This window comes from Bacillus cereus group sp. MYBKT14-1 (assembly GCF_051915185.1).
Taxonomy (GTDB): Bacteria; Bacillota; Bacilli; order Bacillales; family Bacillaceae_G; genus Bacillus_A; species Bacillus_A cereus.
This window is the reverse complement of sequence record NZ_JBQAEF010000002.1, coordinates 144,281-170,330: the sequence shown is the minus strand read 5'-3', so window position 1 is coordinate 170,330 and position 26,050 is coordinate 144,281. Positions and strand designations below refer to the sequence as shown.

Sequence of the window (26,050 nt, the reverse complement as noted above, 5' to 3'; positions counted from 1 at the left end):
ATAGTGATTATTGAAATATTAGGGATAAATCATTAAAGGGGTGATAACAATGACAGAAGTAAAGGGGAAAACAGCCAATGAGTCAAGGGTGTTCAAAACGAGCCGAGTATTCCCAACAGATTTAAATGATCATAACACGCTATTTGGTGGGAAGATATTAGCGGAGATGGATATGGTTGCTTCTATTTCAGCATCCAGACATTCGAGAAAGGAATGTGTCACAGCATCTATGGACTGGGTCGATTTCTTACATCCTGTTCGTTCTTCAGATTGTGTTAGTTATGAATCTTTCGTAATTTGGACGGGAAGAACTTCGATGGAAGTGTTTGTGAAGGTAGTAGCTGAAGATTTAATTTCAGGTGAGAAGCGTATAGCGGCAACGTCATTCGTTACTTTTGTGGCACTTAGTAAGGAAAATAATCCAGTTCCAGTACCGCGTGTTATCCCTGAAACAGAAGAAGAGAAAGAATTACATCGTATTGCTGTGTTACGTGCAGAACAGCGTCATATACGTAAGGCAGAGAGTAAGAAAGTAGCCACATTGTTAACCTTTTGAGATGAATATTTAGCTATTTAAGTTACTATAGCAGTCGGAAATGGTTTTAAAATGAAAAGCGGACACCTAAAAATAGGTGTCCGCTTTTATAGTTTTTTCATCCACATATCATATGACAGTAGCTACTTAGCAGAAGCAAGCAGCACCGACGATGATTAAGAGGATAAATAATACGACTAATAGCGCAAATCCATTACCATGTGCGAAGCCCATTGTTATTTCCTCCTTTTATTTTAAGATACAACATACAATATGCAAATGAGCTATTGTTTGATATGGACATATATCATGCAATGACATATTTTCTTGAATGATAATGTAATAAAAAAGGGAAGATATAGAAATAACAGTAAGTGGAGAAAGGAATTTATCCATGAAGCACTTTTTCGCTATAACCCTTTGTTTAATAGGTGTATTCATTTGGATGAACATCGATGTGGAAATGGGGAAGGAAATGGCTAGTGAATATGAATTAGGACAAGTTCGATTAGGTGAATTTCAATTATATACGAACGGTGAAGAGTTATATAGAAAATTATTTGAGGATATAAACGATGCAGAAAAGTATATATATATCCATTTTTATATTGTAGGAAAAGATGAAATAAGCCAAGAGTTTTTACAGTTATTAGAGAAAAAAGCATCTAGCGGAGTAGAAGTGAAATTGTCAGTCGATCGGATAGGTGGATATAAGCTGAAGAAAAAGGTAATTAGCCGATTAAAGGAAAACGGTGTGAAGTTTACATTTAGTAAAAAACCGAAGCTGAAAAATTTGTTCTATTCTTTGCATCAACGGAATCATAGACGTATTGTTACGATAGATGGAAAGGTATCATACGTCGGTGGCTTTAATATCGGAAAGGAGTACCTTGGACAAAATCCAAAGTTTGGGCCATGGCGTGATTATCACGTGCGCATCCATGGTGAGGGTGCAGCGGATATGGAAAGAAAGTTCGCCGAAGATTGGAAAGAAGATACAGGAGAAAAAATGCCTATACATGAAAGTATACCTACATTAGGGAATGTGAAATATCAATATTTATTTTCAAATGGAAAAGGCTTATGGGAAAAGTATGGGGCACTTTTAAAAAAGTCTAAAAAGTCTTTAATTATCGCTACACCATATTTTGTACCAAGTAAAGAAATGGTGAAAGAGTTAAAAGCTGCATTAAATCGTGGTGTTAATGTAAAAATTCTCGTGCCATTTAAAAGTGATGCCGTATTGTTAAAACAAGCTGCCTATCCATATTTGAAAGATATGTTACATGCTGGAGCGGAGATTTATCAATATCAGAATGGTTTTTTTCATGGGAAAGTAACAATCATTGATGGGGAAATTGTTGATATTGGTACCGCAAACTTTGATAATAGAAGTTTTTATTTAAATACGGAGTCTAATTGTATTATCTATGATAAGGGAGTAACAGCGGACGTATGGAACCGATTAAAAGAAGACTTTCATAAATCAAAAAGATTTTCGGAAGAAGATTTTGAGAAAATAAGTAAATGGGATTGGTTTTTAGCAAGAATAGCAAATGTTATAGCATCATATTTATAGCATATAGACAAAAAGAAGGGAGGCACTTTCATGGATTGTATGAAAGAATTAATGAGGTATAGTTATATGCTTATAAATAAGGTTGGGGAGTATACAGGAGAAGTAAGAGACGGAGAATTAAAGGAGCTATTACAGCATCACTTACCATATATGTTGCAAGCTTATAATGAACAAGTGAATTTTCAAGAAGGAGAGAATGTACAGCATATAACTTGTGAACCGATTGCATTTCATTTTCATGAAATGGAAAAGGAAACCGATAGTAAATATACAGGAGATATTTATATTGCAACTTGTTATATTTCGTATTTAAAACGGTTAGCGTTAAAGTTTGCTCAAGTTGCAGTGGAAGTTGCTAATCCAGAGTTTCGCTCATTTTTGGAAAATTGTTTCTTGAAAATGAACCGTTACGCTTATAGTGTGTGGCAATATGTTATGAAGAAGGAATATAAGATTACACATCTATATGAAAATGAAAAGTTTGCATGAGAAACTAAGGCGAAATGGTATGCGCCTTAGTTTTTTTACGTCCATTGAGAGAAAAAAACTAGTTTTATTGTGTATCGATTGGAAATGAAATATATAAATTAAAATTAGGTTTTGTTATCGGAAAATTTACAAAAATTTACCGTATATTTACTGTTTTTCAATCTCTCCTTTAAAAATAGAGAGTAATATGAGGTTGTACATATTCTATCACAAGGAGGAAACGCAAATGAACAAATGGGTTAAATCATTAACTGCTATGGCACTTGCAAGTTCTTTATTAATGGTAGGTTGTAGTAAAGGTGAGGACAAGAAGAAAGAAGACGACACAACAACACAACAAGAGGACAAAAAGGATAAAGAAACAAGCGGAACCGAGAAGTCTACTGATTCTAAAGAAAAGAAATAAAGTAATAATAAAGCTTCCTCTTATATATGAGGAAGCTTTTTGTTGTAAATTGACTGAGATTATTGAAAAATAGAAAGAGAATGAAAGAGGGGGAAAACAAATGAAAGTATGTATATTGGGAGCAACAGGACGAGTAGGTTCAAACATAATTAATTTAGCATTAAAGGATTCAGCTGAAGTGACTGCATTAGCGCGTGATTTAAATAGAATAGAAATACAACATGAAAGGTTAAGAGTGATAGAAGGGAATGTATTGAACGAAAATGATATAAAGAAAGCGATAGAAGGAAGCGATATAGTAATTAGTGCACTTGGAACGGATCAAAATGGAACATTAGCGAAGAGTATGCCACAAATTATAAAGAAAATGGAAGAAGAAGGGATTCGTAGAATCATAACAATAGGAACAGCTGGTATTTTACAAGCAAGAACAGATCTAAATTTATATCGTTTTCAATCACCGGAATCAAAAAGGAAAACGACAACGGCAGCGGAAGATCATTTGGCTGCATATAAAGTACTAAGTAATAGTAATGATTTATGTTGGACAGTTGTTTGTCCGACACATTTAATAGATGGTGAGGCGACAGAGGTATATCGAACTGAAAAAGATATATTGCCAGAAGGTGGATCAAAAATTACAGTGGGTGATACAGCACACTTTGCATGGGATCTATGTAAGAAAAACATATATGAAAATAGTCGAGTAGGTATTGCATATTAAAAAACCATCCCGAAGTCGGGATGGTTAAAAGATGATATAACACAAGAAGATGATAATCATAATGATTTGGAGAATTGCTTTCGCTACTGTACTGCTTAAAAAACCAACTACAGTAGCGACTCCAACTAGAAAGGCATCTTTTGGCGCTTTTTTATGTACTAGTTCTGTTATAAATACTGATAAAAACGGTATGATAATAAGTCCGAATGGCGGGAAGAAGAACGAGCCGACAATGATAGAAATCATTCCGACACGTTCGCCCCATTTAGAACTACCGTATTTTTTTAAGAAATATCCATTTGCAATAAAATCAGCAACGAAAATGAAAAGAGTGAAAATGACTTGAATAATCCAAAAAGAAGTTGTTAATTCGCTTCCATTTATACCGAAATGGTAAATCAAATATCCAGCCCAAACAGCTAGTATGCCAGGGATAATTGGATAAATAAAGGCGAGAAATGAAACAACGAAACAGGCAATGATACAAATTGTTAATAAAACAGTCACTTTATAGCTCCTTTTTAATATCTAGTTTATGTACAGCAACTTTTTTGACTTGATGTCCATCAAGTTCTAATACTTTAAATTGAAAACCAGCATATTCAATGGAATAGCCAGCTTCAATATTTAAGTCAACTGCTTGAGAGAGAAGCCATCCTCCGATTGTATCTAAATCACTATCATCAATATGTAGGCCAAACATATCATTTACTTCAGAAATAAGCACTTTTCCATCTAAAACAGTAAGCTTAGGTGTACGCTTTTCAATCATAGGTGATTCATCAGCATCGAATTCATCTTGAATTTCTCCAATGATTTCTTCAAGAATATCTTCCATCGTTAAAAGTCCGGCAGTACCACCATATTCATCCATAACGATTGCCATCTGAACGCGATTTTTTTGAAGGTGGACTAACGTTTTACGAATTGGAACTGTTTCAAATACAGTTAGAACAGGATGTATATAAGATTCAAGTGGTTTATAAATACCTTTCGTTTGATCATGGAATACTTCTTTCGTATTGATCATCCCGATGATATCATCTTTATCTTTTTCAATGATTGGATAGCGTGTATATTTTTCAGTAGCGACGATATCCATATTTTCTTCTAACGTATTTTCAGTAGACAAGCAAATCATTTCGGTACGAGGAACCATAATTTCTTTCGCAACTCGATCATCAAATTCAAAAATGTTATTTACATATTTATATTCGGTTTGGTTTATTTCACCGCTTTTAAAACTTTCACCTAAAATGAGTCGCAATTCCTCTTCAGAATGAGCAAGTTCACTTTCCTTCGCAGGTTCTAATCCGAGTAGTTTTGTGAAAAATATAGCTGTACTATTGAGTAGCCAAATGAATGGATACATAATTTTATCAAATAAAATAAGCGGTCTTGCAAATTTGAGTGTGATTGCTTCTGCTTTTTGAATTGCGAAAGACTTTGGAACTAATTCACCTAATACAACGTGGAAAAATGTAATAACACTAAAAGCAATAACAAAAGATAAAGTGTTAGCCATTGTTCCAGTAATATTAATTTTTTCAAAGAGCGGTCGTAGTATATGTTCCACAGTCGGTTCACCAAGCCAACCAAGCCCTAAAGAAGTGATTGTAATTCCGAGCTGACAAGCTGATAAATAAACATCTAAATTAGATAGGACGCTTCTTGCAGCTAAAGCTTGTTTATTACCTTCATTTGCAAGTTGGTCAATTCGACTTTTTCGTACTTTTACAACAGCGAATTCTGATGCAACGAAAAAGCCAGAAATAAGAATAAGTACAAAGATGAGAAAAATATTTAATATGTCCAAGCGTGTTCTCCATTCCAAGGTTTGGAATAAAGATGTCACCTCCTGCAATTATGTTATACTTTTATAATAAATCCAAATGAAAAGAATAGTCAAAGGAAAAGGGTAAATATTGGTATGTTTCTGTAATAGTTTTTGAATTTGCTGTTATTTTGTCCGCTATACAAAAGGAATAACCCCCTACTTTTAGATTATAGAGGGTTATTTTAAATTAAGGTTTTGGAACACTTCTCGTTAAAGTGTATGACTGTTGCTTGGAGTAGTTTGTGGTCCATAGTGTTTGAAGGAAAGAAAGTATGCTATATGGGATATAGAGTAGTAATAAGCCGATTGTAACAATTATGGGTGAATTTCCGCCAAATTGAACGATAAATTGTAACAGGCCATTTGCATGAAAAACGCATTCCATAAAAACGAATGAAAGAATAATGGAACCTAAAATTGATTTATGATTTGAAGTAAGCGCTAAAAACAATGTGTCTACAAGAAAAGAATCATGTTTTATTTCATATTCATTTGTGTTTTTTAAGAAAGGAATCCATTTTTTTACTGCTTGCATAACGATAATCATGGAAGTACTACATACGATGATAAATGATGAGTAGTAAGGAAGGTTTATAAATTGTGCGATGTATAGAAGTAGTAATAAGACTGAACATTGTAATACTACAGTGCAAAAAGAGTAAGGTATCCATTTCAATACAGTAGTAAACTTTTTAAACGAGTTAGGTACTTTGAAAAATAAATGGCCGATACCCAAACTTATGAAAAATCCGATCGCAAGGGTAAAAGTAAAACGAACAATCGATATAAAATATATTTCCCATATGTAAGGGAATAATGGTGTTGAATGATTAGAAGTATGTATCATTTGGTTTGCTGAGAAAAAGATAGATTCATGCATCCAATCAACCTTTGGAATTGATATAGAAGAAAGCTGTGCGAAGTTTTGAAAAATGCTAATAAATCCATTTTGATAAGAGTAATTGTGTGTAATAAAAAGAGCTGGAATAGGACTTATGGCAAAAATAACAATAACACCAATTATAAATTTACATATATGTGAGCGTAATAAGGACATATAACCACCTACTCTTAGAATATTCAGAAAATTCTTATTCTTATTTTAGCTTTTTTTGAAAGAAGTTACAATATATTTTTCATTTAGTAATTCAGAGAGAAGATTTGATAGCAAAAATATACAAGTGAAGGATTCATGAATAAATTATGACAAGAAAATGAATAATTTTCAGAAAAATAAAATAAATTATTTATTTTTTTCTGAAAATATAATATAGTTATGGCACAGAAAGTATTTTAACATAAGGAGGCTTTTTATGAGGATTAAAGGGAATTACGTGCCGAAAAGGGAAGTTTTACTGTGCTCAAGTTCGATTACGATTGGGGAAGCGTTAGAGCATTTAAATAAAACGGGGTATCGCTGTGTACCAGTTTTAGATGAAAAAAAAGAGAAATTTTTAGGGAATATATATAAAGTAGATATTTTAGAATATAAAGGATCACTTGATGAGAGTGTAATACAATTATTAAACGATAAAGAAGGATTTGTGAGAGAAGATTCATCTTTCTTTAAAGTATTTTTTACAATAAAAAAATTGCCTTATTTATCAGTAGTTGATGAAAAAGGGGTTTTCCTTGGAATTTTAACGCATAAAAAAGTTTTTGAGTTATTAGAGGATGCATGGGGCGTTCACTCTAGTAAATACTCTGTCATGATTGGAACGCAAGACTATAATGGAGCAATCCAAAAATTATCGACAGTTTTAAAGAAATACACTGGTATTCAAAGTTTGATGACTTTTGATAATGATGCCTTATTAGTTCGTAGAATTATGTTTACATTAGGAGAAGAGTTTAACGACGGTGAATTAGAGACATTATTGAAAGATTTAGAAGATCACGGATTTAGAGTTGTGTATGTGGAAGAGATGAAAAATCCACGTGAAGTTGAAACGATAGAGTAACATACAAAAGCCATCTAATTATATATTAGATGGCTTTTGTATGTTACGTGTATAAAGTTATTTGAAAATAACAATCGAATAATAGGTGAGATTGTAACAATATTTGTGTAAGAGAATAAAAAATGTAGATAATTTCGATTTTCAAAAAAATCAATTTGAAAATATGTTTTTATTTTGCAACTAAATATGTTACTATATGTGTGATAAAAACAAAGAGGTCTGACATCTACACTCCACGTAATAACACTCTAATGATTTAAAAATTCAAAAAAATCAAAATTCAAAATAATAATTGTATTAATGATTAGAGTAAAAATAAGGGGAATGGAGAAATTATGGAGAAAGACACTGCTTTGTAAGGGGCATATTTTATCATCTTGAGCAGAGAGGAGGATGCATAGCATATTGTAAAATATAGAGATAAACAATGAAAAAGTGCTATGCAAATGAAGAGCATGAAGGGACGTTTAAGGCCAGGTGATACGGTAGCAATTGGTTTAATGCTATTTGCATTATTTTTAGGAGCAGGAAATTTAATTTTTCCGCCAGTTTTAGGTCAACAAGCAGGAGAGAATGTTTGGATTGCTACAATAGGATTCCTTGTAACGGGAGTCGGATTACCCCTACTAGCTGTAACAGCTGTCGCGTTTGTAGAGGGGGACTTGAAAGCGCTATCTTCTAGAGTCCACCCTATATTTGCGTTTATTTTCCCATTGATTAGTTATTTAGCAATTGGACCATTTTTCGCGATTCCTCGTACTGGAGCTGTTTCGTTTGAAATGGGTATGAAGCCGTTTTTATCAGAGGCAATGGTTTCAGAGTGGTACATGCTATTTCTTTTCACGATAGTTTTCTTCGGAATAACGTGGTATTTATCATTAAATCCATCTAAATTAGTGGATTGGTTCGGAAAGTTTCTTACACCATTATTAGTATTAATTGTTGCTGTTATTGTCGGAAAGGCAATTATTGATCCAATTGGAGAGCCAGCTGCGCCGCTAGCTGCTTACAAAGAAAATGCTTTCTTTGGTGGATTTATTCAAGGATATTTAACGATGGATGCAATTAGCGCGCTCATATTCGGAATTGTCGTTGTACAAGTTATCCGCTCTAAAGGGATAAAAGAGAGTAGTCAAATTGCAAAAATAACAGTAGTATCAGGTATTATTGCTGTACTTGGTTTAACGTTAATTTATTTATCACTTGCTTATCTTGGTTCAACAAGTACATCGCTTGGTATCTCAGAAAACGGTGGCCTTATTTTAACGAATGTTGTAAATGAGCTATATGGGACGAGTGGTAAAATTTTATTAGGGCTTGTTATTATACTCGCTTGTTTAACAACTTCTGTTGGGTTAACATCTGCGTGTGCAGGTTTCTTTACAAACTTATTCCCGAAATTTTCGCATAAAACGATTGTAACAATGGTATGTGTATTTAGTTTAATTGTATCTAACCTAGGTTTAACACAATTAATCGCAGTAACATTACCTGTGTTAATGATCATTTATCCAGTTGCAATTGTATTAATCGTACTTTCGTATTTCCATAAGTGGATTGGGAAGCGTAATACAATTTATATTGGAGCTATTTTAGGTGCATTGTTAATTAGTTTCTTTAACGGTTTAGAAAGTGCGAAAATTAAAATTGACGCGATTTCTAATGTACTACAAATGTTACCGTTATATAACGAAGGAATCGGATGGTTAATTCCATCATGTATTGGCGGGATTCTCGGTTTCTTCTTCTATAAATCAAATGAACCAAGTGAATTACAAAAGAAAGGTGCTTAGGCACCTTTCTTTTTTTGAAGGGGATTTTTGTATTTTGTCTAAGTAATAACTTGGGAGGAATGATAAATGGCTAATTTTGAAGATTTTTTAAATTTGGATTTGAGAATTGGAACTGTAATACATGCAGAGGAATTTAAAGAAGCGAGAGTACCAGCGATTAAACTAGCAATAGATTTTGGAGAAATCGGGATAAAGCAGTCAAGTGCTCAAATTACGAAAAGGTATAGGCCAGAAGAGTTAATCGGTCAACAAATCGTTGCTGTTGTAAACTTTCCACCAAAGCGTGTAGCTGGATTCAAATCAGAAGTGCTTGTGCTTGGCGGCGTTCCTGAAGCTGATGATGTTGTGTTGCTTCAGCCTAATATGGAATTGCCAAATGGAACGAAAATTAGCTAGGGTGAAGGTAGGAACTAATATGGATATCGGACGAGAATATTTACAATGTGCGATTTCGAACTTTAAAGCAATAAAGAAACAAGGAGAACTGGCACTTTCTCAATTATCATATGAACAAATACAATGGTCTTCTCATGAAGAAACAAATAGTATAGCGATTATTATTAAGCATCTGCACGGTAATATGCGTTCTAGATGGACGGATTTTTTAACGTCTGATGGTGAAAAAACAGATCGTAATCGAGATGGTGAATTTGAAGGATGCTATCATTCAAAAGAAGAAGCCCTTATAGCTTGGCAAGAAGGATGGAAATATGTTTTTAATACGATGAATACTTTAACGCCGGAACACTTATTGAAGACGGTATACATTCGCGGTGAAGTACATACTGTCATGCAAGCAATTGAAAGGCAAATTTCTCATTATGCATTGCATATTGGTCAGATTATTTACATTGGGAAGATGTTAAAAGAAAATGAGTGGGAATGTTTAAGTATTCCGAGAGGTCAGTCTGCGCGTTATGTAGAGAAAAAACGTTCAACATAATAATAAGAAAGAAACCGATAAAAAATGGGAAAAAAGAAAGTCAGCCAAATAATAGATGGTTCTGTAATCATAAGAATACTGCCAAAAATAAGTCCATATATAATAAGAAAGAAATTGAAAAGTGTATTCACAGGGAGAAATCGTGAGATAAACACTTGCTGTCGTTTAAAACAATCACTGTGAAATAAATAAAAGCGGAAGTACCATGTGGCTGTAATAAGGTCTTTCTTTCTCACAATTCTTTTTTTGCATGTATGACAGATAAATGGTGGTTGCATTTCGTTACGCTCCATTTTTTATTTTCATAATAATGTGAGAAAAAAGTAGGTACAAAGTGTATGTTCCTATATACGCTCCTGCAATAAGGAAAAATGGATTCAGTAAAATTCCATGAATGCTCGTCATGAAAACTAAATCTTGTATTAAAACATCGTATATATTAATGGAAATAATTGTACCAAGTACATATAGTGCCAAGTACGCAGAAATATGTAGCACAATAGAGATTTTTGGTTGCTTAGCGGACAAATAAAAAATGAATGATAGAGCGATTGGTAATATTCCTATTAATAGCTTCAATTCATTTCACCTCATTAACAATATAGCCGAAATTTTAACGGTCTATTCTCTAGGGCTTGTACATAACTTGAAATAGAGAGGTGATAGTATGAATCGGGGCTTTTTTTTTATGAAGTTTACAAATATGCGTAAGTTAGTTTTATTTGTTATTACTACAGTGCTAGCGACTTTTTTTCTTATTAGTCTGATGGTAACCTCTATGAAAGAGACAAAGTCAACGTATTTATATAATTGGTTAAATGAGTTATCGATGAATGGTTACATGTATGTACTTGGAAAAGAGAATCATTATTTTACACAGGAGTATCGAAATTTGAATCAAGATTTTTCAATTTCTTCTTTTCTCTTTTCTATGGCTACAAATATTCGCTTTAATGATGTACGCAGTTTTGTCGGGAAAGAGCTCCCGGGATTTGGTAAGTACGATACAGAAATTGTTATTGCGGGTGAGGGTACAAATTATTCTAACTTACCGATAGAGTCGAGTGTTCCTCTTGAAGAAGTAGTGAAGGAACGGACTAGTGGAACTGGACAAGCACCTAAACAAGATACGAATAAAGAGAAAAAACAGCCGTCCCAAACGACTGGGAAGAGACAAGTTGCGTTTATTTATCATACACATAGCTGGGAATCTTATTTACCTTTACTTAACTTAACGAATGACCCGAATCCGAATAAAGCAACGAGTTCTGTGTCGAATATTTCTATATTAGGAGATCGTTTCCGTGAACAACTAGAAGGTGAAGGGATTGGAGCTACTAACGATAAGAGTGATGTTGGTCAAAAGTTAATAAGTAAAGGTTTAAACAGTAATAGTTCGTATAAAATGTCACGAGAAATTGTGCAGCAAGCTATGGCTGGAAATAAAGATCTTCAATACTTTTTTGATTTGCATCGTGATAGTGCCCGAAAGAATGTAACGACAAAAACAATTGGAGATAAATCATATGCAAAGCTTGCATTTGTAGTAGGAAAAGGAAATAAAAACTATGAAAAAAACTTACAATTAGCGACAGCTTTACATGAGGCGATTAATAAGAAATATCCAGGAGTGAGCCGTGGGGTCATTCAAAAAGGGTTCCAGACAGGAAATGGAATCTATAATCAAGACCTATCAGGACAAGCGATATTAATAGAAGTTGGCGGTGTAGATAATACGGAGGAAGAATTGAATCGATCAATTGATGCACTTGCTAAAGCATTTGGTGAATATTTTTGGCAGGCAGAAAAAGTGAATGGATAAAGTGAAACGTGAATTAGCCAGGACATCTATCGATAATTATTAGCTCACTTCAATCTTGGAAAAACGTAAGTGTAATGCTTGCGTTTTTTCTTTGTAATGATGAGATGTCACAGAATAGACATAATTTGTCGTTGTTATAGTAATATCGAAATTTGTCAATTTATAGTAGGAGATTTACAAAGGGATTTTCAGGAAAGTAGAGAAAATCTTTTTATAAGGAAAACTTTTTATTATGAAACTGGTAGGGTGATTGAAGTGATTAGGGAGATCGAAATAGAAGATACATCATCATTTTTGCAATTAAGTAAGCAATTAGATGAAGAAACGAAGTTTATGTTATATGAACCAGGAGAAAGAAAAACTACAGCTGAGCAACAAGAAAAAATGATCCATCGCTTTATAGAAAATGAATATGCAACAATATTTGTAGCAGTTGAAGATGAGAGGATAGTAGGTTTTATATTAGTGAATGGAAATAACATTCAAAGAAAGAGGCATGTGGCAACCATTGTAATTGGTATTTTGCAAGAGTATAACGGGCGAGGTATTGGGACGAGATTGTTTAAAGAGGTTGAGAAGTGGGCAAAATTACATGATGTATGGCGTTTAGAATTAACAGTAATGGCCCACAATACAAGAGCTCAGGCACTATATAAAAAAGCTGGATTTGAGAAAGAAGGTGTCAAAAAAGCTGCTCTTATTATCGATGGAAAGGGCATCGATGAGTATGAAATGGCCAAATTATTAAAATAAGAGGTCGTTATATGAAAAAAAGATGGGCACTACTTGGTATTGTAGCTGCAATAATTATTATTGGAGTAGCAGGAATCAATTATAAAATGTATAAGGATAAGCAGGCGCGGGAAGTAAGTGTAAATAGCATATTTCCGAAAGCGAAAGAAACGATTGCTAATATGGATGGGGATATTGCGGTAATTAATAATCCGAATTCAATGCTTGTACTTGTAAATAAAAGTAGGCGTTTACCAGATGGGTATAGACCGCCAGATTTAGTTATTCCGAAAGTGCGCTACTCTAGTGAAGGTGATCAAGAAAAGAAAAAGATGAGAAAAGAGGCAGCGAGGGCGCTTGAGGATATGTTTCAGCAGGCTGACAACGAGCGTATTTTTCTTTTTGCAGTTTCTGGATTTAGATCTTTTGATCGACAAAAAGCATTAAATACGATGTATAAAAAACAAGACGGGGAAGCAAAAACAGCAATGTCTAGCGCGGTTCCTGGCACAAGTGAGCATCAAACTGGACTAGCTATGGATATTACGTCTCAATCTGCTAAATTTCAGTTAGAGACAGTTTTTGGGGAAACGAAAGAAGGTCAGTGGCTTTCTGAAAATGCCCATAAATTTGGTTTTGTGGTTCGATACACAAAAGCGAAAGAAACGATTACGGGCTATCGGTATGAACCATGGCACGTAAGGTATGTGGGAAATCCACAAGCTACATATTTGTATGATAATCAACTGACGCTTGAAGAAGTAACAGAGTGAACAATTGAGGGGAGAGATGTACAATGACGATGTTATATAAGAAAAAAGTACATGCATATATTACAAGAGAAAAAGAGGGGGTTATGCAATTACTTGTTTTTAAACATCGTGATATACATGAAGCTGGTATTCAAGTGCCAGGGGGGACGGTTGATGAAGGTGAAACGTTAGAAGCTGCTATATTGCGTGAAGTACAGGAAGAATCCGGATTGCGTCATTTATGCATAGAGCGGTTTTTAGCAGATTACATTATACATATGAAAGAAAAGCAGGAGTATGAAAAACGCCACTTTTTTCATGTAACTTTACTAACAGATGTAAAGGATACTTGGGAACATATTGTAAGTGCTGGTGAGGAAGATAAAGGATTAGTATTTTGCTATGAATGGGTTGATATTGCAAAATGCCCTGAATTAGCTGGGAAACAAGGTGAGTTTTTACATTTATTAGATGAAGTATACGCACAGTAATGTAAGAGTCTGAAGCGAAGGTTAATCCGTTTCAGACTTTTTTTTATTTTTCGGGAAATTAAAGGTGTTTAAATAAGGATATTGAATTTCTTTAAAGGGATATTAATTTAGGATGTGTTGAGATGAAAAATTGAAAAAGTAAGGGGTATATGTTAAAAAAGTTCATATAAGGGAGAATATAAATGGAAATTCAGTTTAATTCAATCTTAAAAAAGGAATTAACAATTCAAGATATTCAAAATGAAATGGAATCTGGAAAGCTAACTTCAAAAGAGCTAGTGATGTATTATCTCTATAGAATCGCAAAGTATGATCAAGACGGGCCGAAAATCAATTCAATTTTAGAAATCAATCCAGATGCTATTTTTATTGCAGAAGCGTTAGATTATGAAAGAAAGACAAACGGCGTAAGGGGACCATTGCATGGAATACCTGTTTTGCTTAAGGATAATATTGAAACGAATGACTTCATGCATACAAGTGCAGGTACAATAGCTCTAGAACAAAATATAAGCAGTGAAGATGCATTTCTCGTTACTAAACTGCGAGAAGCAGGGGCAGTGATAATAGGAAAAACGAATATGACAGAATTAGCAAATGCAATGTCTTTTGAAATGTGGGCTGGATATAGTGCAAGAGGTGGTCAAACAATCAATCCATATGGAACGGGCAAGGACCATATGTTTGTTGGCGGATCTAGTACAGGATCTGCGATAGCAGTTGCTGCTAACTTTACAGTAGTATCTGTTGGGACAGAAACCGATGCTTCTATTTTGAGCCCCGCTGTTCAAAATTCTGTAGTAGGTATTAAACCGACTGTCGGTTTAATTAGTCGTAGAGGAATTATTCCATTTACTTATTCGCAAGATACAGCTGGACCATTTGCTAGAACGGTAACCGATGCTACTATTTTGCTAGGGAGTTTAACTGGAGTGGATGAGAAAGATGTAGTTACTCACAAAAGTGACGGTAGGGCATATCGGAATTATACATCTTACCTTGATGCAAATGGTTTAAATGGAGCGAAGATTGGTGTGTTTAACGATGCACCAAAAGATTATTACGAAAATGGTGAGTATGATGAAATCTTGTTTAAGGAAACGATCCAAGTATTACGTAATGAAGGAGCGACAGTAGTAGAAAATATTGATATTCCTTCTTTTCATAGAGAATGGAGCTGGGGAGTTCCGCTTTATGAGCTGAAGCATAGTTTAGATAACTATCTTACTAAATTACCTTCTACTATCCCGGTACATTCTATTTCGGAGTTAATGGAGTTTAATAAAAACATAGCAGAAAGAGCTTTAAAATATGGACAAACTAAGTTAGAGGGAAGAAAAGATTTTCCTAATACGTTACGAAATCCAGAGTATTTAAATGCGAGATTAGAAGATATATATTTTTCTCAAGAACAAGGCATTGATTTTGCATTGGAAAAATATAATCTTGATGCGATACTGTTTCCTTCCTATATAGGTTCTACTATATGTGCGAAAGCGGGTTATCCGTCTATAGCAATACCAGCAGGGTATATGGAAAGCGGGAGACCTTTTGGAATTACCATTGCAAGCACTGCCTTTAGTGAAGGGATATTAATTAAATTAGCTTATGCTTTTGAACAAGCGACAAAGCATAGAAAAATCCCCAACTTATCATGAATAGAATAAACAAAGAGGACAGGAATCCCTGTCCTTTTTGTTTTAGTGATTAAAGTGAAATATCGTTCTGCTCTGTCTTATGATATTTTAATAAACTAAAAGATAAACAAGCGGAACATAGAATAAGAATAGAAGCGATGATATAAATTGTACGAACACCGAACATATCAGTAATAATGCCAACGCTAAGCATAGATAGTCCAGAGGCTGTTGAAAGAAGTGCGCCATGTGCGGTATACATTTTTGATAATAAAGCAGGGGCGACACTTGATTGTAAAACAGTCGTTTGGGAAATATCTCTAATTTGATAACATGGTCCCATTAGAACACATAGAAAAAGCGCAATAAATCCGCTGCTTGTCATACCATATAAAAATGTAAGAATGCTAAATATAAGAGAGCCAATCGACATAGATCGTATTAAATTGTTTTGAATATAGGAACTCATTTTCCATGCTAATAGACCACCAATTAACGTGCCAACATAATAACTTGTATTAATATATCCCCACCATTCTTCGCCTTTATGAAGGATAGTCGTAACGTATGCCATCGTAATAGCACCAATCCATATTGTCCCTGCGAAAGTTTCAATTAAGTCCATATATGTAACGGTACGGAGGGAAGGATTTTGAAATAGGAGTTTCCACCCTTCCAATAAAACAGTACTTTTGGAAGAGGGGGAATCTGCTATTCTTTCAGTATGTATGGAACGTAATGAAAAATGTAATGCAATGCATCCGAAAATCATTAAAATGTTATTAATCATGAGTGTAGAAGTAGCGCCAATGAGAAGAACGACAATACTCGTAAATGAATAAGCAACGGCTTGCACAATTTGTGTTGAAAAGGAAAAGATACTATTTACTTTTACTAATTTTTCTTTCGGTGTAAGGCGCGGAAGAATACCGTATAATAATGGAGCACTCCACCCGCTACATAATGAAATGACAAAAATAAAAGTTAATAGAGTTATAATGTTTGTGGATAAGACCGGGAACAAAATCATTAATAATAGTAAAAAGACTGTTTTCAACCATTGGAGCGTATATAACAGCGTATAAGATGGAAAACGATTTATCATAAGTGGTGCAGAGATGTTAGCAATTAGATTTGTGATAACTTGTAATAATGGAAAAAGAGCAGTAATAGTAGCTGATTTAGTTGCTATATAAATATGAGTTGTAATAATCATTACATATACGATGTCAGCGAGAGTAATGCATATTTTGGAACCTAAATAGTAGATTAGTGACAGGTTTCTCAATAAGAATATCACCTCTATAAAAAATAGTATTTAGTAATTGTAATAATTGTAATTTAAAAATTAAAATTTTTAAAGAATTTAATTTTTTGTCACTTTTTGAAAGGGATTTTCATGTATAATGAAGAATATATTGATATAGTATTATATTAATGATCATTGTAACAGTGAATATGTACAATAGCTTGTAGCAAACGCCCAAGTGTAAGAAAGGGCGGATAAACCATTCTTTTCTTCATATACATATAGAAAATGAGAAAGAAAGTGAGGGTTGCATATGGCTGCTTGGGTAATTTGGTTTATAATAGCTGGTATTTTATTTATCGCGGAAATGTTGTCGATTACGTTTTACATGCTTTGGCTTGGAATTGGAGCTGTTGTCGGAGGTCTTATTGCTTTGTTTGCTCCTGATGCACTACTGTTACAAGTTACTGTTGGTGCAATTGTAAGTTTAACTTTGACATTCTTTACGAAAAGAATTTCAAAAAACTTTCGAGAAGCAAAAGGTTTTACTGATACAGTAGATATGCTTGTTGGTAAAAGAGGGATTGTTATGCAAGCGATTACAAATGAAGCGAATGGTATTGTGAAGGTGGATGGAGATACTTGGACAGCTATTGCAGATTCTTCAATTGATGCTGGAGAAAAAGTCGTTGTTATAAAGAGGCATAGTACTATATTACAAGTGAAAAAGGAGAGTGAATAAATATGGTAGCATTAACGTTAACGATTATATTCGCACTAATTGTAGTTACATTTATCGCATTAACAATTAAAATTATTCCTCAGCAAAAAGTTGGGGTTGTTGAAAGATTTGGTAAGTTTCAACGTATAATGCACCCAGGGTTAAATATTTTAATACCAATTGTAGATCGTGTTCGTGTATATCATGACTTACGCATTCAACAAACGAATGTACCACCGCAAAAGGTAATTACGAAAGATAATGTTCAAGTAGAAATTGATACAATTATTTTCTATCAAATTGTTGAACCAGAACTTGCGACATATGGTATTTCAAACTATGAATATGGTGTTCGTAATATTACTTCAGCAACGATGCGTCAAATCATCGGTAAAATGGAACTGGATGAAACGTTATCTGGTCGTGAAAAAATTTCAACAGAAATCCGCTTAGCGCTTGATGAAGCAACAGAAAAATGGGGCGTACGTATTGAACGTGTCGAAGTTGTTGATATTAACCCGCCAAAAGATGTGCAAGCATCAATGGAAAAACAAATGAAGGCTGAGCGTAATAAACGTGCGATTATTTTAGAAGCTGAAGCAGCAAAACAAGATAAAGTCCTTCGCGCTGAAGGAGAAAAGCAAAGTAAAATCTTGATGGCTGAAGGGGATAAAGAAGCACGTATTCGCGAAGCTGAAGGTATAAAAGAAGCAAAAGAATTAGAAGCACAAGGGGAAGCACGAGCAATTGAAGAAATTGCAAAAGCAGAACAAAATCGTATTGAATTGCTTCGTGAAGCGAATTTGGATGAGCGTATACTTGCTTACAAATCATTTGAGTCATTAGCTGAAGTTGCAAAAGGACCAGCAAATAAAGTCTTTATTCCGTCTAATGCAATTGAAACACTTGGTACTCTTGGGGCAATTGGAGAAATATTTAAAGAAAAACAAGCGAAGAAACTACCTTCAAATGATACAGGAAAAGAACAATAAAAGTGAGGAAGAGAAATGGTATACCATTTCTCTTTTTTTGTGCGTATATTCTGAAAAGCTTGTACATATCCATGTATAAAGAAGGTGATGCAGTGAAAAATTATGCAACTCGAATACATGGGAAGAAGCTGATTTCGTTACTCCTTTTATATGCGCTAATAGTAATTATGATAGCGTCGATTTTGACGTCATTTTTACATACAATGAAATCGACTTATGCAAATCAATGGTTTGGAAAAGTATCGATGCAAGGTTTTGTTCAAATGATAGAAAGTGAGAATCGCTATTACGGATTTGATTATTTTAAGAAGAATAAAAGAGAGTCAGTTGGGAATTTAATGTTCTCTATCGCGACAGATTTGAAAATTAAAGATTTAAGAACATTCGTCGGTAAAGAAGTACCTGGTATGTCAAAGTATTATTCTAATATTATCGTAGCTGGGGAAGGGACAAACTTGACAAATATCCCAAATGAATCTAGTGTACCGATTGAAGAAGTAACGAAAGAACGGGAAATAGCAAAAGATAAAGTTACAGAAGCGGAAAAGAATAATCCGGTTCAGAAAAAGAACGGAGCGAAAAAAGGTGAAAGTGCAGTATATATTTATCATACACATAGCTGGGAATCCTTCTTTCCATTATTACCAGGGGCAACTGATCCATCTAGCCCAGATGTAAATGTGTCTTTACTAGGGAAACGTATGAAAGAGCAACTTGAAGGACAAGGAATTCCGGTAGTTCATGATAAAACGAATATGGGTGATTTATTAGCGAGTAAAAAGTGGGTATGGTATCAGTCATATAAAGCGTCTCATGAATATGTAAAAGAAGCATTAGCACAAAATAATAAAATTGCGTTTCCGATTGATATACACCGTGACGATCAGCGTAAGAAAGTAACAACAAAAGTAATTAACGGAAAATCGTATGCAAGATTATATTTTATAATTGGGATGGAAAATGAAGGCCGTGCTGAAAATGAAAAAATTGCAAGAGCGATCAATAGTTATTTAGATGAAAACTATTACGGATTAAGTAGAGGGATTTTTCCAAAGTATAAAAAAGATGGAAATGGCGTTTATAACCAAGATTTATCGAAAAATGCGATGTTAATTGAAGTTGGTGGTGTTGATAATACGTTAGATGAATTATATAACACAATTGATGTGTTAACAGAAGCGTTTAGTAAATATTATTGGAATGATGCGGAAAAAGTGAATGGATGAGGGACGGGAGACCGTTCCTTTTTTATTTTGGAATCTTAAAATGTGATATAATGGAATTTTATGAATGTTAAATAAAGGGAGAGAGAAACATGCAAATACTACTAATACGCCACGGAGAATCAGAAGCTGATATTTTACATGTGCATGAAGGTCGAGCTGATTTTGAGTTAACTGACAAAGGGAGACAACAAGTACAAAGACTTGTACAGAAAGTGAAAAAAGATTTTGCACCAGATTTCATTTGGGCAAGCACATTAAAACGCGCTCGTGAAACGGGTGAAACATTAGCAGAAGCAATTGGTTGTCCAATTCAATTAGAAGAGGAATTAATGGAGTTTAATAATGGAGTGCAAGCAGGCTTATCATTTGAAGAAGCAAAGAAATATCCAGAGCCAAAGTTTCTTCATGATCGTTTTGAAAACGGGGAATCGTTTATTGAGTTTCGAATGAGAATAGAAGGAATCTTTTCTAAAATCTTGACAGAGAATACATATGACCGAATTGCAATTGTTGCCCATGGAGGCGTAATTAATAGTCTATTACGTGCATTTTTCAAAATGCCAATTTCAATGGACTACTATTTCAAAATGGGAGATACGGGAATAAGTTTAATTGAAATTGAGGGTGAACAAAAAACGGTGCATTTCATTAATGATACGAATCATTTGGACGGGATGTAAAGACTTATGTACAAAGTTGTATTTTTCGATGTTGACGGTACGTTATTAAGTGAGATTGATAGAAGCATGCACGAAAGTACAAAAGAAGCGGTACAAAGATTAATAGATAAAGGAATTCACGTAGTTGTTACAACTGGAAGACCATATAGTTTATGCTCACAATTTAAGGAACTAGGTATAAATACGTTTATTTCAGCAAATGGTGCACATATAAAATGTGGGAAAGAAGTTATACATAAATCAGTACTTTCAAGCGAAATTGTTCATGATATTTCAAATTTTGCTGAATTACATGGTCACAGTGTTTCTTACTTTACAGAAGAATTTGCAATGAATAATATTGCTTCCAAAGATGAACGTGTCATGCGAGCGTTAAATGAAACCTTAAATTTAGAGCAGTATCCTGACAAAGTTAGAAACTTATCAGATGAGATGTATTGCATATGTCTGTATGCTGATGATACAGAAGCTCAAAAATTCATTGAAAGATATCCAGCACTTACGTTTGAGCGTTTTCATGGTTACGTTATAAATGTATTGGAAGATAGTAAAGTATCGAAGCTAACTGCAATTCAAAAAGTATTGGAACATTTAAACATTAGTAAATTAGAAGCCATTGCTTTTGGCGATGGTGGAAATGATATTGAGATGTTGCAGTATGTAGGATTAGGAGTTGCGATGGGAAATGGTGGAGAGGAGTTGAAGAGAAGGGCTGATTTCGTTACAACGAAGGCGAGTGAAGGCGGAATTTCTTATGCCTTAAAGAAGTTGCGCATTATTTAAAACTAATAGTTAGTCAGTGTGAAAAATCCTGTTTTATTAATGGCTTTTGTTAATATGTATACTGTTTTAGGGAATTATTTGAGCTCTCCTACTTACAATTTAACTGCAGAACAAATCCTTTATTTTCGCTTAACAGGGCTGTTTGGTATGTTGCTGTCACCACTTGCAGGTCGTTTAACAAAGAGGTTTGAAGTAAGGAAAGTTCTTCAAGGAGGATTGTTGATTGCTATTTTTAGTCTAAGTTCAATGGGCTTTGTTTCGTATCTATCTCTACTTGTAATGATGAGTGTCTGTTTTGTAATAGGTATTGCTATATCCGTTCCGTCCTTAGTTTCTCTTGTAGGTCAATTAGGAGGGAAAATTAGGAATGATACTTTTTATTGGTTTTGTAGCTTCTCTATTTATAATTAATGAATGAGTGGAAAATCACTCAAATAAAGGAATGCGAGGATCTTTCATATGCTCGCATAATAAAATATGAATTTGTCCACGATGATGATAAAAGTGTGCAACGATTTCAAGTAACCATTCAAAGCGCGAATAAGAAATACCCCAATAGGCAGTCATAACTTCTGCTAATTCTATTTGGGAGTAGGAAAGAAATGTTTTAGAGAGAAGGTTGTAACCTTCAATCATCGTTTGTTGCATGTGAGCAACTGTTACGGGGGTACGTTCTATATAAAAGGTATGTAATTCTTTTTCTGGAATACCATTTAAAATGAGTAAATCAGCATGACAAATAAGAGAAAGATGTGCACACATTTCAAATAATGATCGTTTTGAGTGAATCGGTTGTATTTTTAAATCGTTTTCACTATATTGGTTAAGCATATCAATAGAAGTATCAATAGCAACTTTTAGTTGATGCAATGCAGATTGAACAAACATTGTAATTCTCCTCGTCTCCGTATATAATAGTTTCTTGAGGATATTATATCATACTCAAAATTCCGAAAATTCTAGTAGTTTGACTAGCATAATGAAAAGTATTATATTGTAAAAGGTCATATGAAACGTGAAATAGAATGGAATGCAATTATTGAGTTAGGAGTTAGACCAATGAGTTTGAAATATGGAAGAGATACAATTGTAGAAATTGACTTAAATGCTGTAAAACATAATGTAAAAGAATTTAAAAAACATGTAAATGATGAAGAAATTAAGATGATGGCTGCTGTAAAAGCGAATGGGTATGGCCATGGGGCAGTTGAAGTTGCCAAAGCTGCAATTGAAGCAGGAATACATCAACTTGCAGTTGCATTTGTAGATGAAGCAATAGAATTAAGAGAAGCAGGAATTACTGTGCCGATTTTAATTTTAGGATACACACCAGTAGCGGCTGTAGAAGATGTAATTCAATATGACGTTATGATGACTGTTTATAGAGTAGAAGATTTACATGGTATAAATGAAATTGCAAACCGTCTTCAAAAGAAAGTACAAATTCAAGTGAAAATTGATACAGGAATGAGTCGTATCGGTTTACAAGAAGAAGAAGTTAAACCATTTTTAGAAGAATTAAACCGTATGGAGTATGTAGAGGTAGTAGGGATATTTACGCATTACTCTACGGCAGATGAAATCGATAAATCATATACGAATATGCAAACAAGTTTATTTGAAAAAGCTGTTAATACAGCGAAAGAATTAGGAATTCAAATACCATATATTCATAGTTCAAATAGTGCGGGATCAATGGAATTAAGTAACACATTTCAAAATATGGTACGCGTTGGAATAGGAGTGTACGGTATGTATCCGTCAAAAGAAGTGGATCATTCAGTCGTTTCTTTACAGCCTGCGTTGTCGTTAAAATCAAAAGTAGCTCATATTAAACATGCGAAGAAGAATCGTGGTGTAAGTTATGGGAATACGTATGTAACAACTGGTGAAGAATGGATTGCGACTGTACCAATTGGTTATGCTGATGGTTATAATCGTCAATTATCTAATAAAGGCTATGCGTTAATTAACGGGGTTCGAGTACCTGTTATTGGCCGTGTTTGTATGGATCAGTTAATGTTGGATGTTTCAAAAGCGATGCCAGTACAAGTAGGAGACGAAGTAGTATTCTACGGTAAACAAGGTGAAGAAAATATCGCAGTAGAAGAAATAGCGGATATGTTAGGTACAATAAACTATGAAGTTACATGTATGCTAGATAGAAGAATTCCGCGTGTCTATAAAGAAAATGACGAAACAACTGCAGTTGTAAATATATTAAGAAAAAACTGAATCATTTCGATTCAGTTTTTTTTATTTTTTTTATTCATATCAAATGCGAATATACCCTCGTTATGTAATACGGAGTAAACTTTGCGAAACACACTTTTTAGTTCAACTAAATTAAACTATCACCGGCAGAGATGACCAGTCCCGCAACAAAGATCTAATATACGAGAGTAGGGAAGAGCATCTTGTAAAACGAGGCTGGATAGGAGGATTCAACAAAATGTCCCCAATGTTTATTATAGATGTCTGCTAAAATATCATAATTAGAATAAATTGTTTTTTTAACATATGTATTCACCTAAAAATTCATTAAATTATAATAGTCATGCCTCGTTTTAATTTCAAAACCACATTGTGTATATAGTTTTAAAGCGTGGATATTTTTCGTTTCGACGTCTAATTCAATTGTTGAAACTCCTTCTGGAATAAGGGTATGTACTATATTACAAAGAATATCTTTTCCGTATCCTTTACCTTGATAAGAAGGATGAACGGCGAATCCTGATAGTGTAGTAGATTGCTCTTGTTTAGAAACTGTAATTGTTCCTATCACTTTTTCAGCAATAAGGGCACTGTAAACTTGATGGGAAGATGAATTCATCATTTTTTGTAACCATGCAGTCGTATTTTCTACTGAATCACCAAAAGCTTTACTAGAAATTTTAATAAGATCAAGAAGTGATTCTGAAGTTGCAAGAGTAAGCTGTATATTATTATCTGTTGTTTTTTGAATTTCGTTTGTTTTGCACTCCATACTATATTCACTATATAAATATGGTAACTTCATATGTTTTACAAATTCATTCCCAGAAATAGAATCCCCATTAATAATAAGAAGAGCTTCATCTGTCTCTCTATTTTGTATTTCTTTCATTGCAGTTTGTAAAAGGATAGTTCCGAAACGTTGTTTTCTAAAATGAGGATGTACAAAGCCTATTAGTTCAAGCTTTGTTGGTCTTTCGAAATCATACATATTTAAAGCGCCAATTAATTGAGTACCGTTATAAAGAAGAAAATCGTTTATATAATCTTCATTTCGATTTTTTAAAAAGTTGATATGTAAATCTGAAGAGTAATCAAGATTGTCTTGTTGCCCACAAATATAAGCCAAATCCTTCATTTGCTGTATTTCACTTTCTGTTACAGAACGCTTTTTCTGAATATCCATTGTATACTCCCTCTCATTCGTATTTAAAAATAGGATGGGTGACTTAACCATTTCTTTAACTCCACATTACCTTGCACAGATAACAGTCGGTATAAATAACGATAAGGCTGTCTATATTCTTCTAAGTGAGGAATAGACATAATTGTTTCGTAACCACTTTTAAAGGCATGTGCTTCTTTTTCGGTAAGTACATATTCTAGTCCGATAAAATCAAGTTCTCGCGGAGCAACAGCGTAAGCTTCACTATCTACTAAACCCGTAATAGTTGTACCGTCAGATAAAAATTGAGTAGGATCCATATCAATTAAGACGAGTGTAGATTCCTTTGGTACGGACAGGGAAGAAAGTTGTGATTCAAAGGTAGGGAATGCATTTTTTATGCTTTCATCATCGGAATAAAACATATTCACAAGCTCTTTACTCACGTTTAAAATATGTGATTGGAATTCATCTAGTGGAACTTGGAACGTGCCTGACGGATTTCCTATGAAATCGGCTTTAAATTTATGTATTTCTGCAAGTCCTTTTCCTAGGCTGAATAAAATAGAATCTGGTTGCTCGATAAAAGATTGAACTGTGTTACCTACTAACTTTTCGACCACCACAAATTCACGGCTATTTAAAACATGTTTTTCTAATATTGTTGGGATAGGAAGATTCGTATGTTCTTGCAGCAATGTATGTACAGTTTCTAAATGATGGACGTTCCTTGGATCAATTCCAAATAGATTTTTACATCCCCACCAAAAATCATTATTTGGTTCTTCATTCATTTTAGAAGCACGAACGATAACTTCTGTATCTTCTGTTTGAACGAGAAAAACATCACTTGCATGATCTTCATAACCTGGGTGCAAGGCTTGAACGGATAGAATAGGTGAATTGAATAGTTGTTGTAACATGAAAAGACTCCTTTTTCTGTAAATTCCATAAATTCATTATATAACAGATGATGTGTTATGAGGATAAAGATAAAAAGATAGACAGCATACTTACATTTATAGTGAAAACTCATTAAAAATATTATATTTCTCTATTTTTGTATGAATTGTCTAAAAATAATAGTGGTAATACTTGAATGTAAGACTCGTATCTTTAAATCTATGAAGAGTAAAAGTAAAATTAAGCATTCATTTATAAGATTGTGAATCACAATAATGTAGACTATAGAAAATATTTCTCAATAATAAAATGAAGAGAAAAGCATGAAGAAGTAGAATGCATTCATTTATAATAGACTTAAATTAATTAATATAATTAATTGTTAATTTTATTATATTAATTGGATAGGAGAGAAT

The 26,050-nt window shown here is 33.8% G+C and carries 31 protein-coding genes and 1 pseudogene; 21 read left to right on the top strand and 11 right to left on the bottom strand.

Annotation, left to right across the window (positions count from 1 at the left end):
- Positions 1-49: 49 nt before the first annotated feature.
- A complete protein-coding gene (locus ACTFO4_RS07435) occupies positions 50-556 on the top strand; it encodes an acyl-CoA thioesterase (protein WP_000141164.1) in 507 nt (168 codons plus the stop codon).
- Positions 557-682: 126 nt separating this feature from the next.
- Here ACTFO4_RS07435 and ACTFO4_RS07430 read toward each other — a convergent pair whose 3' ends face one another.
- A complete protein-coding gene (locus ACTFO4_RS07430; protein WP_000505094.1) occupies positions 683-769 on the bottom strand; it encodes a YjcZ family sporulation protein in 87 nt (28 codons plus the stop codon).
- Positions 770-929: 160 nt separating this feature from the next.
- Between ACTFO4_RS07430 and cls the strand changes: the two genes are divergently transcribed.
- From cls to ACTFO4_RS07410, 4 genes are all read left to right on the top strand, one after another.
- On the top strand, positions 930-2,114 hold the full coding sequence (gene cls / locus ACTFO4_RS07425) for a cardiolipin synthase (protein WP_440013557.1): 1,185 nt from the start codon (positions 930-932) through the stop codon (positions 2,112-2,114).
- A 30-nt stretch (positions 2,115-2,144) separates the two neighbouring features.
- Positions 2,145-2,603: a spore coat protein gene (locus tag ACTFO4_RS07420; protein WP_326264232.1), complete on the top strand. Its 459-nt coding sequence runs from the start codon at positions 2,145-2,147 to the stop codon at positions 2,601-2,603.
- A gap of 226 nt (positions 2,604-2,829) precedes the next feature.
- Complete coding sequence (locus ACTFO4_RS07415; protein ID WP_001045960.1) at positions 2,830-3,009, top strand: hypothetical protein; 180 nt, start codon at positions 2,830-2,832, stop codon at positions 3,007-3,009.
- A 100-nt stretch (positions 3,010-3,109) separates the two neighbouring features.
- Entirely contained in the window at positions 3,110-3,733 is a 624-nt protein-coding gene (locus ACTFO4_RS07410) for an NAD(P)-dependent oxidoreductase (RefSeq protein WP_088345885.1), read from the top strand.
- A 24-nt stretch (positions 3,734-3,757) separates the two neighbouring features.
- Here ACTFO4_RS07410 and ACTFO4_RS07405 read toward each other — a convergent pair whose 3' ends face one another.
- The 3 genes from ACTFO4_RS07405 to ACTFO4_RS07395 all read right to left on the bottom strand — a co-directional run bounded on the left by ACTFO4_RS07405 (position 3,758) and on the right by ACTFO4_RS07395 (position 6,627).
- Positions 3,758-4,240: a DUF456 domain-containing protein gene (locus ACTFO4_RS07405; protein WP_061457091.1), complete on the bottom strand. Its 483-nt coding sequence runs from the start codon at positions 4,238-4,240 to the stop codon at positions 3,758-3,760.
- Position 4,241: 1 nt separating this feature from the next.
- Positions 4,242-5,549 (bottom strand): hemolysin family protein, encoded by a 1,308-nt coding sequence (locus ACTFO4_RS07400; RefSeq protein WP_000353738.1) that lies wholly within the window; start codon positions 5,547-5,549, stop codon positions 4,242-4,244.
- A gap of 208 nt (positions 5,550-5,757) precedes the next feature.
- On the bottom strand, positions 5,758-6,627 hold the full coding sequence (locus ACTFO4_RS07395) for a hypothetical protein (RefSeq protein WP_000055268.1): 870 nt from the start codon (positions 6,625-6,627) through the stop codon (positions 5,758-5,760).
- 256 nt (positions 6,628-6,883) lie between these two features.
- Here ACTFO4_RS07395 and cbpA point away from each other — a divergent pair, with 256 nt between their 5' ends.
- The 4 genes from cbpA (at position 6,884) to ACTFO4_RS07375 (ending at position 10,267) form a co-directional block, all read left to right on the top strand.
- Positions 6,884-7,531: a cyclic di-AMP binding protein CbpA gene (gene cbpA / locus ACTFO4_RS07390; RefSeq protein ID WP_001220526.1), complete on the top strand. Its 648-nt coding sequence runs from the start codon at positions 6,884-6,886 to the stop codon at positions 7,529-7,531.
- Between the two features lie 455 nt (positions 7,532-7,986).
- On the top strand, positions 7,987-9,324 hold the full coding sequence (brnQ4, locus tag ACTFO4_RS07385) for a branched-chain amino acid transport system II carrier protein BrnQ4 (RefSeq protein WP_440013608.1): 1,338 nt from the start codon (positions 7,987-7,989) through the stop codon (positions 9,322-9,324).
- A 66-nt stretch (positions 9,325-9,390) separates the two neighbouring features.
- Complete coding sequence (csaA, locus tag ACTFO4_RS07380) at positions 9,391-9,720, top strand: chaperone CsaA (protein ID WP_001263014.1); 330 nt, start codon at positions 9,391-9,393, stop codon at positions 9,718-9,720.
- Positions 9,701-10,267, top strand: coding sequence for a DUF1572 domain-containing protein (locus ACTFO4_RS07375; RefSeq protein WP_440013560.1), 567 nt, complete (start codon positions 9,701-9,703; stop codon positions 10,265-10,267). The genes csaA and ACTFO4_RS07375 overlap by 20 nt, the downstream gene beginning before the upstream one ends.
- Here the strand turns inward: ACTFO4_RS07375 and ACTFO4_RS07370 are convergent.
- Both ACTFO4_RS07370 and ACTFO4_RS07365 read right to left on the bottom strand, forming a co-directional pair.
- Positions 10,240-10,545 (bottom strand): hypothetical protein, encoded by a 306-nt coding sequence (locus ACTFO4_RS07370; protein WP_002164560.1) that lies wholly within the window; start codon positions 10,543-10,545, stop codon positions 10,240-10,242. The two genes, ACTFO4_RS07375 and ACTFO4_RS07370, sit on opposite strands and share 28 nt — an antisense overlap.
- 4 nt (positions 10,546-10,549) lie before the next feature.
- Positions 10,550-10,846 carry a hypothetical protein gene (locus ACTFO4_RS07365; protein ID WP_088322216.1) on the bottom strand — a complete coding sequence of 99 codons (297 nt, stop codon included), beginning with the start codon at positions 10,844-10,846 and terminating at the stop codon, positions 10,550-10,552.
- Positions 10,847-10,934: 88 nt separating this feature from the next.
- Between ACTFO4_RS07365 and spoIIP (ACTFO4_RS07360) the strand changes: the two genes are divergently transcribed.
- The 5 genes from spoIIP (ACTFO4_RS07360) (at position 10,935) to ACTFO4_RS07340 (ending at position 15,722) form a co-directional block, all read left to right on the top strand.
- The gene (gene spoIIP / locus ACTFO4_RS07360; protein ID WP_001079278.1) at positions 10,935-12,089 is read left to right on the top strand and encodes a stage II sporulation protein P; all 1,155 of its coding nucleotides are present in this window, start codon (positions 10,935-10,937) and stop codon (positions 12,087-12,089) included.
- 255 nt (positions 12,090-12,344) lie between these two features.
- Positions 12,345-12,842 (top strand): GNAT family N-acetyltransferase, encoded by a 498-nt coding sequence (locus ACTFO4_RS07355; RefSeq protein WP_119683216.1) that lies wholly within the window; start codon positions 12,345-12,347, stop codon positions 12,840-12,842.
- A gap of 11 nt (positions 12,843-12,853) precedes the next feature.
- A complete protein-coding gene (locus tag ACTFO4_RS07350) occupies positions 12,854-13,594 on the top strand; it encodes a M15 family metallopeptidase (protein WP_000747647.1) in 741 nt (246 codons plus the stop codon).
- Positions 13,595-13,617: 23 nt separating this feature from the next.
- Complete coding sequence (locus ACTFO4_RS07345; protein ID WP_000178285.1) at positions 13,618-14,064, top strand: NUDIX hydrolase; 447 nt, start codon at positions 13,618-13,620, stop codon at positions 14,062-14,064.
- Between the two features lie 182 nt (positions 14,065-14,246).
- A complete protein-coding gene (locus ACTFO4_RS07340) occupies positions 14,247-15,722 on the top strand; it encodes an amidase family protein (RefSeq protein WP_440013563.1) in 1,476 nt (491 codons plus the stop codon).
- A gap of 49 nt (positions 15,723-15,771) precedes the next feature.
- Here the strand turns inward: ACTFO4_RS07340 and ACTFO4_RS07335 are convergent, their stop codons facing one another.
- Positions 15,772-16,989 (bottom strand): MFS transporter, encoded by a 1,218-nt coding sequence (locus ACTFO4_RS07335; RefSeq protein ID WP_141540737.1) that lies wholly within the window; start codon positions 16,987-16,989, stop codon positions 15,772-15,774.
- Between the two features lie 274 nt (positions 16,990-17,263).
- Between ACTFO4_RS07335 and ACTFO4_RS07330 the strand changes: the two genes are divergently transcribed.
- The 6 genes from ACTFO4_RS07330 (at position 17,264) to ACTFO4_RS07305 (ending at position 21,763) form a co-directional block, all read left to right on the top strand.
- Positions 17,264-17,692 (top strand): NfeD family protein, encoded by a 429-nt coding sequence (locus ACTFO4_RS07330; RefSeq protein ID WP_000741976.1) that lies wholly within the window; start codon positions 17,264-17,266, stop codon positions 17,690-17,692.
- Positions 17,693-17,694: 2 nt separating this feature from the next.
- Positions 17,695-18,663: an SPFH domain-containing protein gene (locus ACTFO4_RS07325; RefSeq protein WP_000226252.1), complete on the top strand. Its 969-nt coding sequence runs from the start codon at positions 17,695-17,697 to the stop codon at positions 18,661-18,663.
- A gap of 20 nt (positions 18,664-18,683) precedes the next feature.
- A complete protein-coding gene (gene spoIIP, locus ACTFO4_RS07320) occupies positions 18,684-19,889 on the top strand; it encodes a stage II sporulation protein P (RefSeq protein WP_326234910.1) in 1,206 nt (401 codons plus the stop codon).
- 89 nt (positions 19,890-19,978) lie between these two features.
- The gene (locus ACTFO4_RS07315; protein WP_001166435.1) at positions 19,979-20,569 is read left to right on the top strand and encodes a histidine phosphatase family protein; all 591 of its coding nucleotides are present in this window, start codon (positions 19,979-19,981) and stop codon (positions 20,567-20,569) included.
- 6 nt (positions 20,570-20,575) lie between these two features.
- Positions 20,576-21,352, top strand: coding sequence for a Cof-type HAD-IIB family hydrolase (locus ACTFO4_RS07310; protein ID WP_000278973.1), 777 nt, complete (start codon positions 20,576-20,578; stop codon positions 21,350-21,352).
- Between the two features lie 39 nt (positions 21,353-21,391).
- On the top strand, positions 21,392-21,763 hold the full coding sequence (locus tag ACTFO4_RS07305; protein WP_002183492.1) for a multidrug transporter: 372 nt from the start codon (positions 21,392-21,394) through the stop codon (positions 21,761-21,763).
- Positions 21,764-21,778: 15 nt separating this feature from the next.
- Here ACTFO4_RS07305 and ACTFO4_RS07300 read toward each other — a convergent pair whose 3' ends face one another.
- Positions 21,779-22,240, bottom strand: coding sequence for a DinB family protein (locus tag ACTFO4_RS07300; protein ID WP_000497990.1), 462 nt, complete (start codon positions 22,238-22,240; stop codon positions 21,779-21,781).
- Positions 22,241-22,411: 171 nt separating this feature from the next.
- On the opposite strand from ACTFO4_RS07300, the gene alr reads away from it, so the two are divergent.
- The gene (gene alr / locus ACTFO4_RS07295; RefSeq protein ID WP_002182683.1) at positions 22,412-23,587 is read left to right on the top strand and encodes an alanine racemase; all 1,176 of its coding nucleotides are present in this window, start codon (positions 22,412-22,414) and stop codon (positions 23,585-23,587) included.
- Positions 23,588-23,619: 32 nt separating this feature from the next.
- Here the strand turns inward: alr and ACTFO4_RS07290 are convergent.
- The 3 genes and pseudogenes from ACTFO4_RS07290 to ACTFO4_RS07280 all read right to left on the bottom strand — a co-directional run.
- Positions 23,620-23,882, bottom strand: a pseudogene (locus ACTFO4_RS07290) (class I SAM-dependent methyltransferase); the annotation flags it as partial.
- Positions 23,883-24,752 (bottom strand): GNAT family N-acetyltransferase, encoded by an 870-nt coding sequence (locus ACTFO4_RS07285; protein ID WP_410987834.1) that lies wholly within the window; start codon positions 24,750-24,752, stop codon positions 23,883-23,885.
- Between the two features lie 23 nt (positions 24,753-24,775).
- Positions 24,776-25,654, bottom strand: coding sequence for a nitrate reductase (locus ACTFO4_RS07280; protein ID WP_000941374.1), 879 nt, complete (start codon positions 25,652-25,654; stop codon positions 24,776-24,778).
- Positions 25,655-26,050 lie beyond the last annotated feature (396 nt).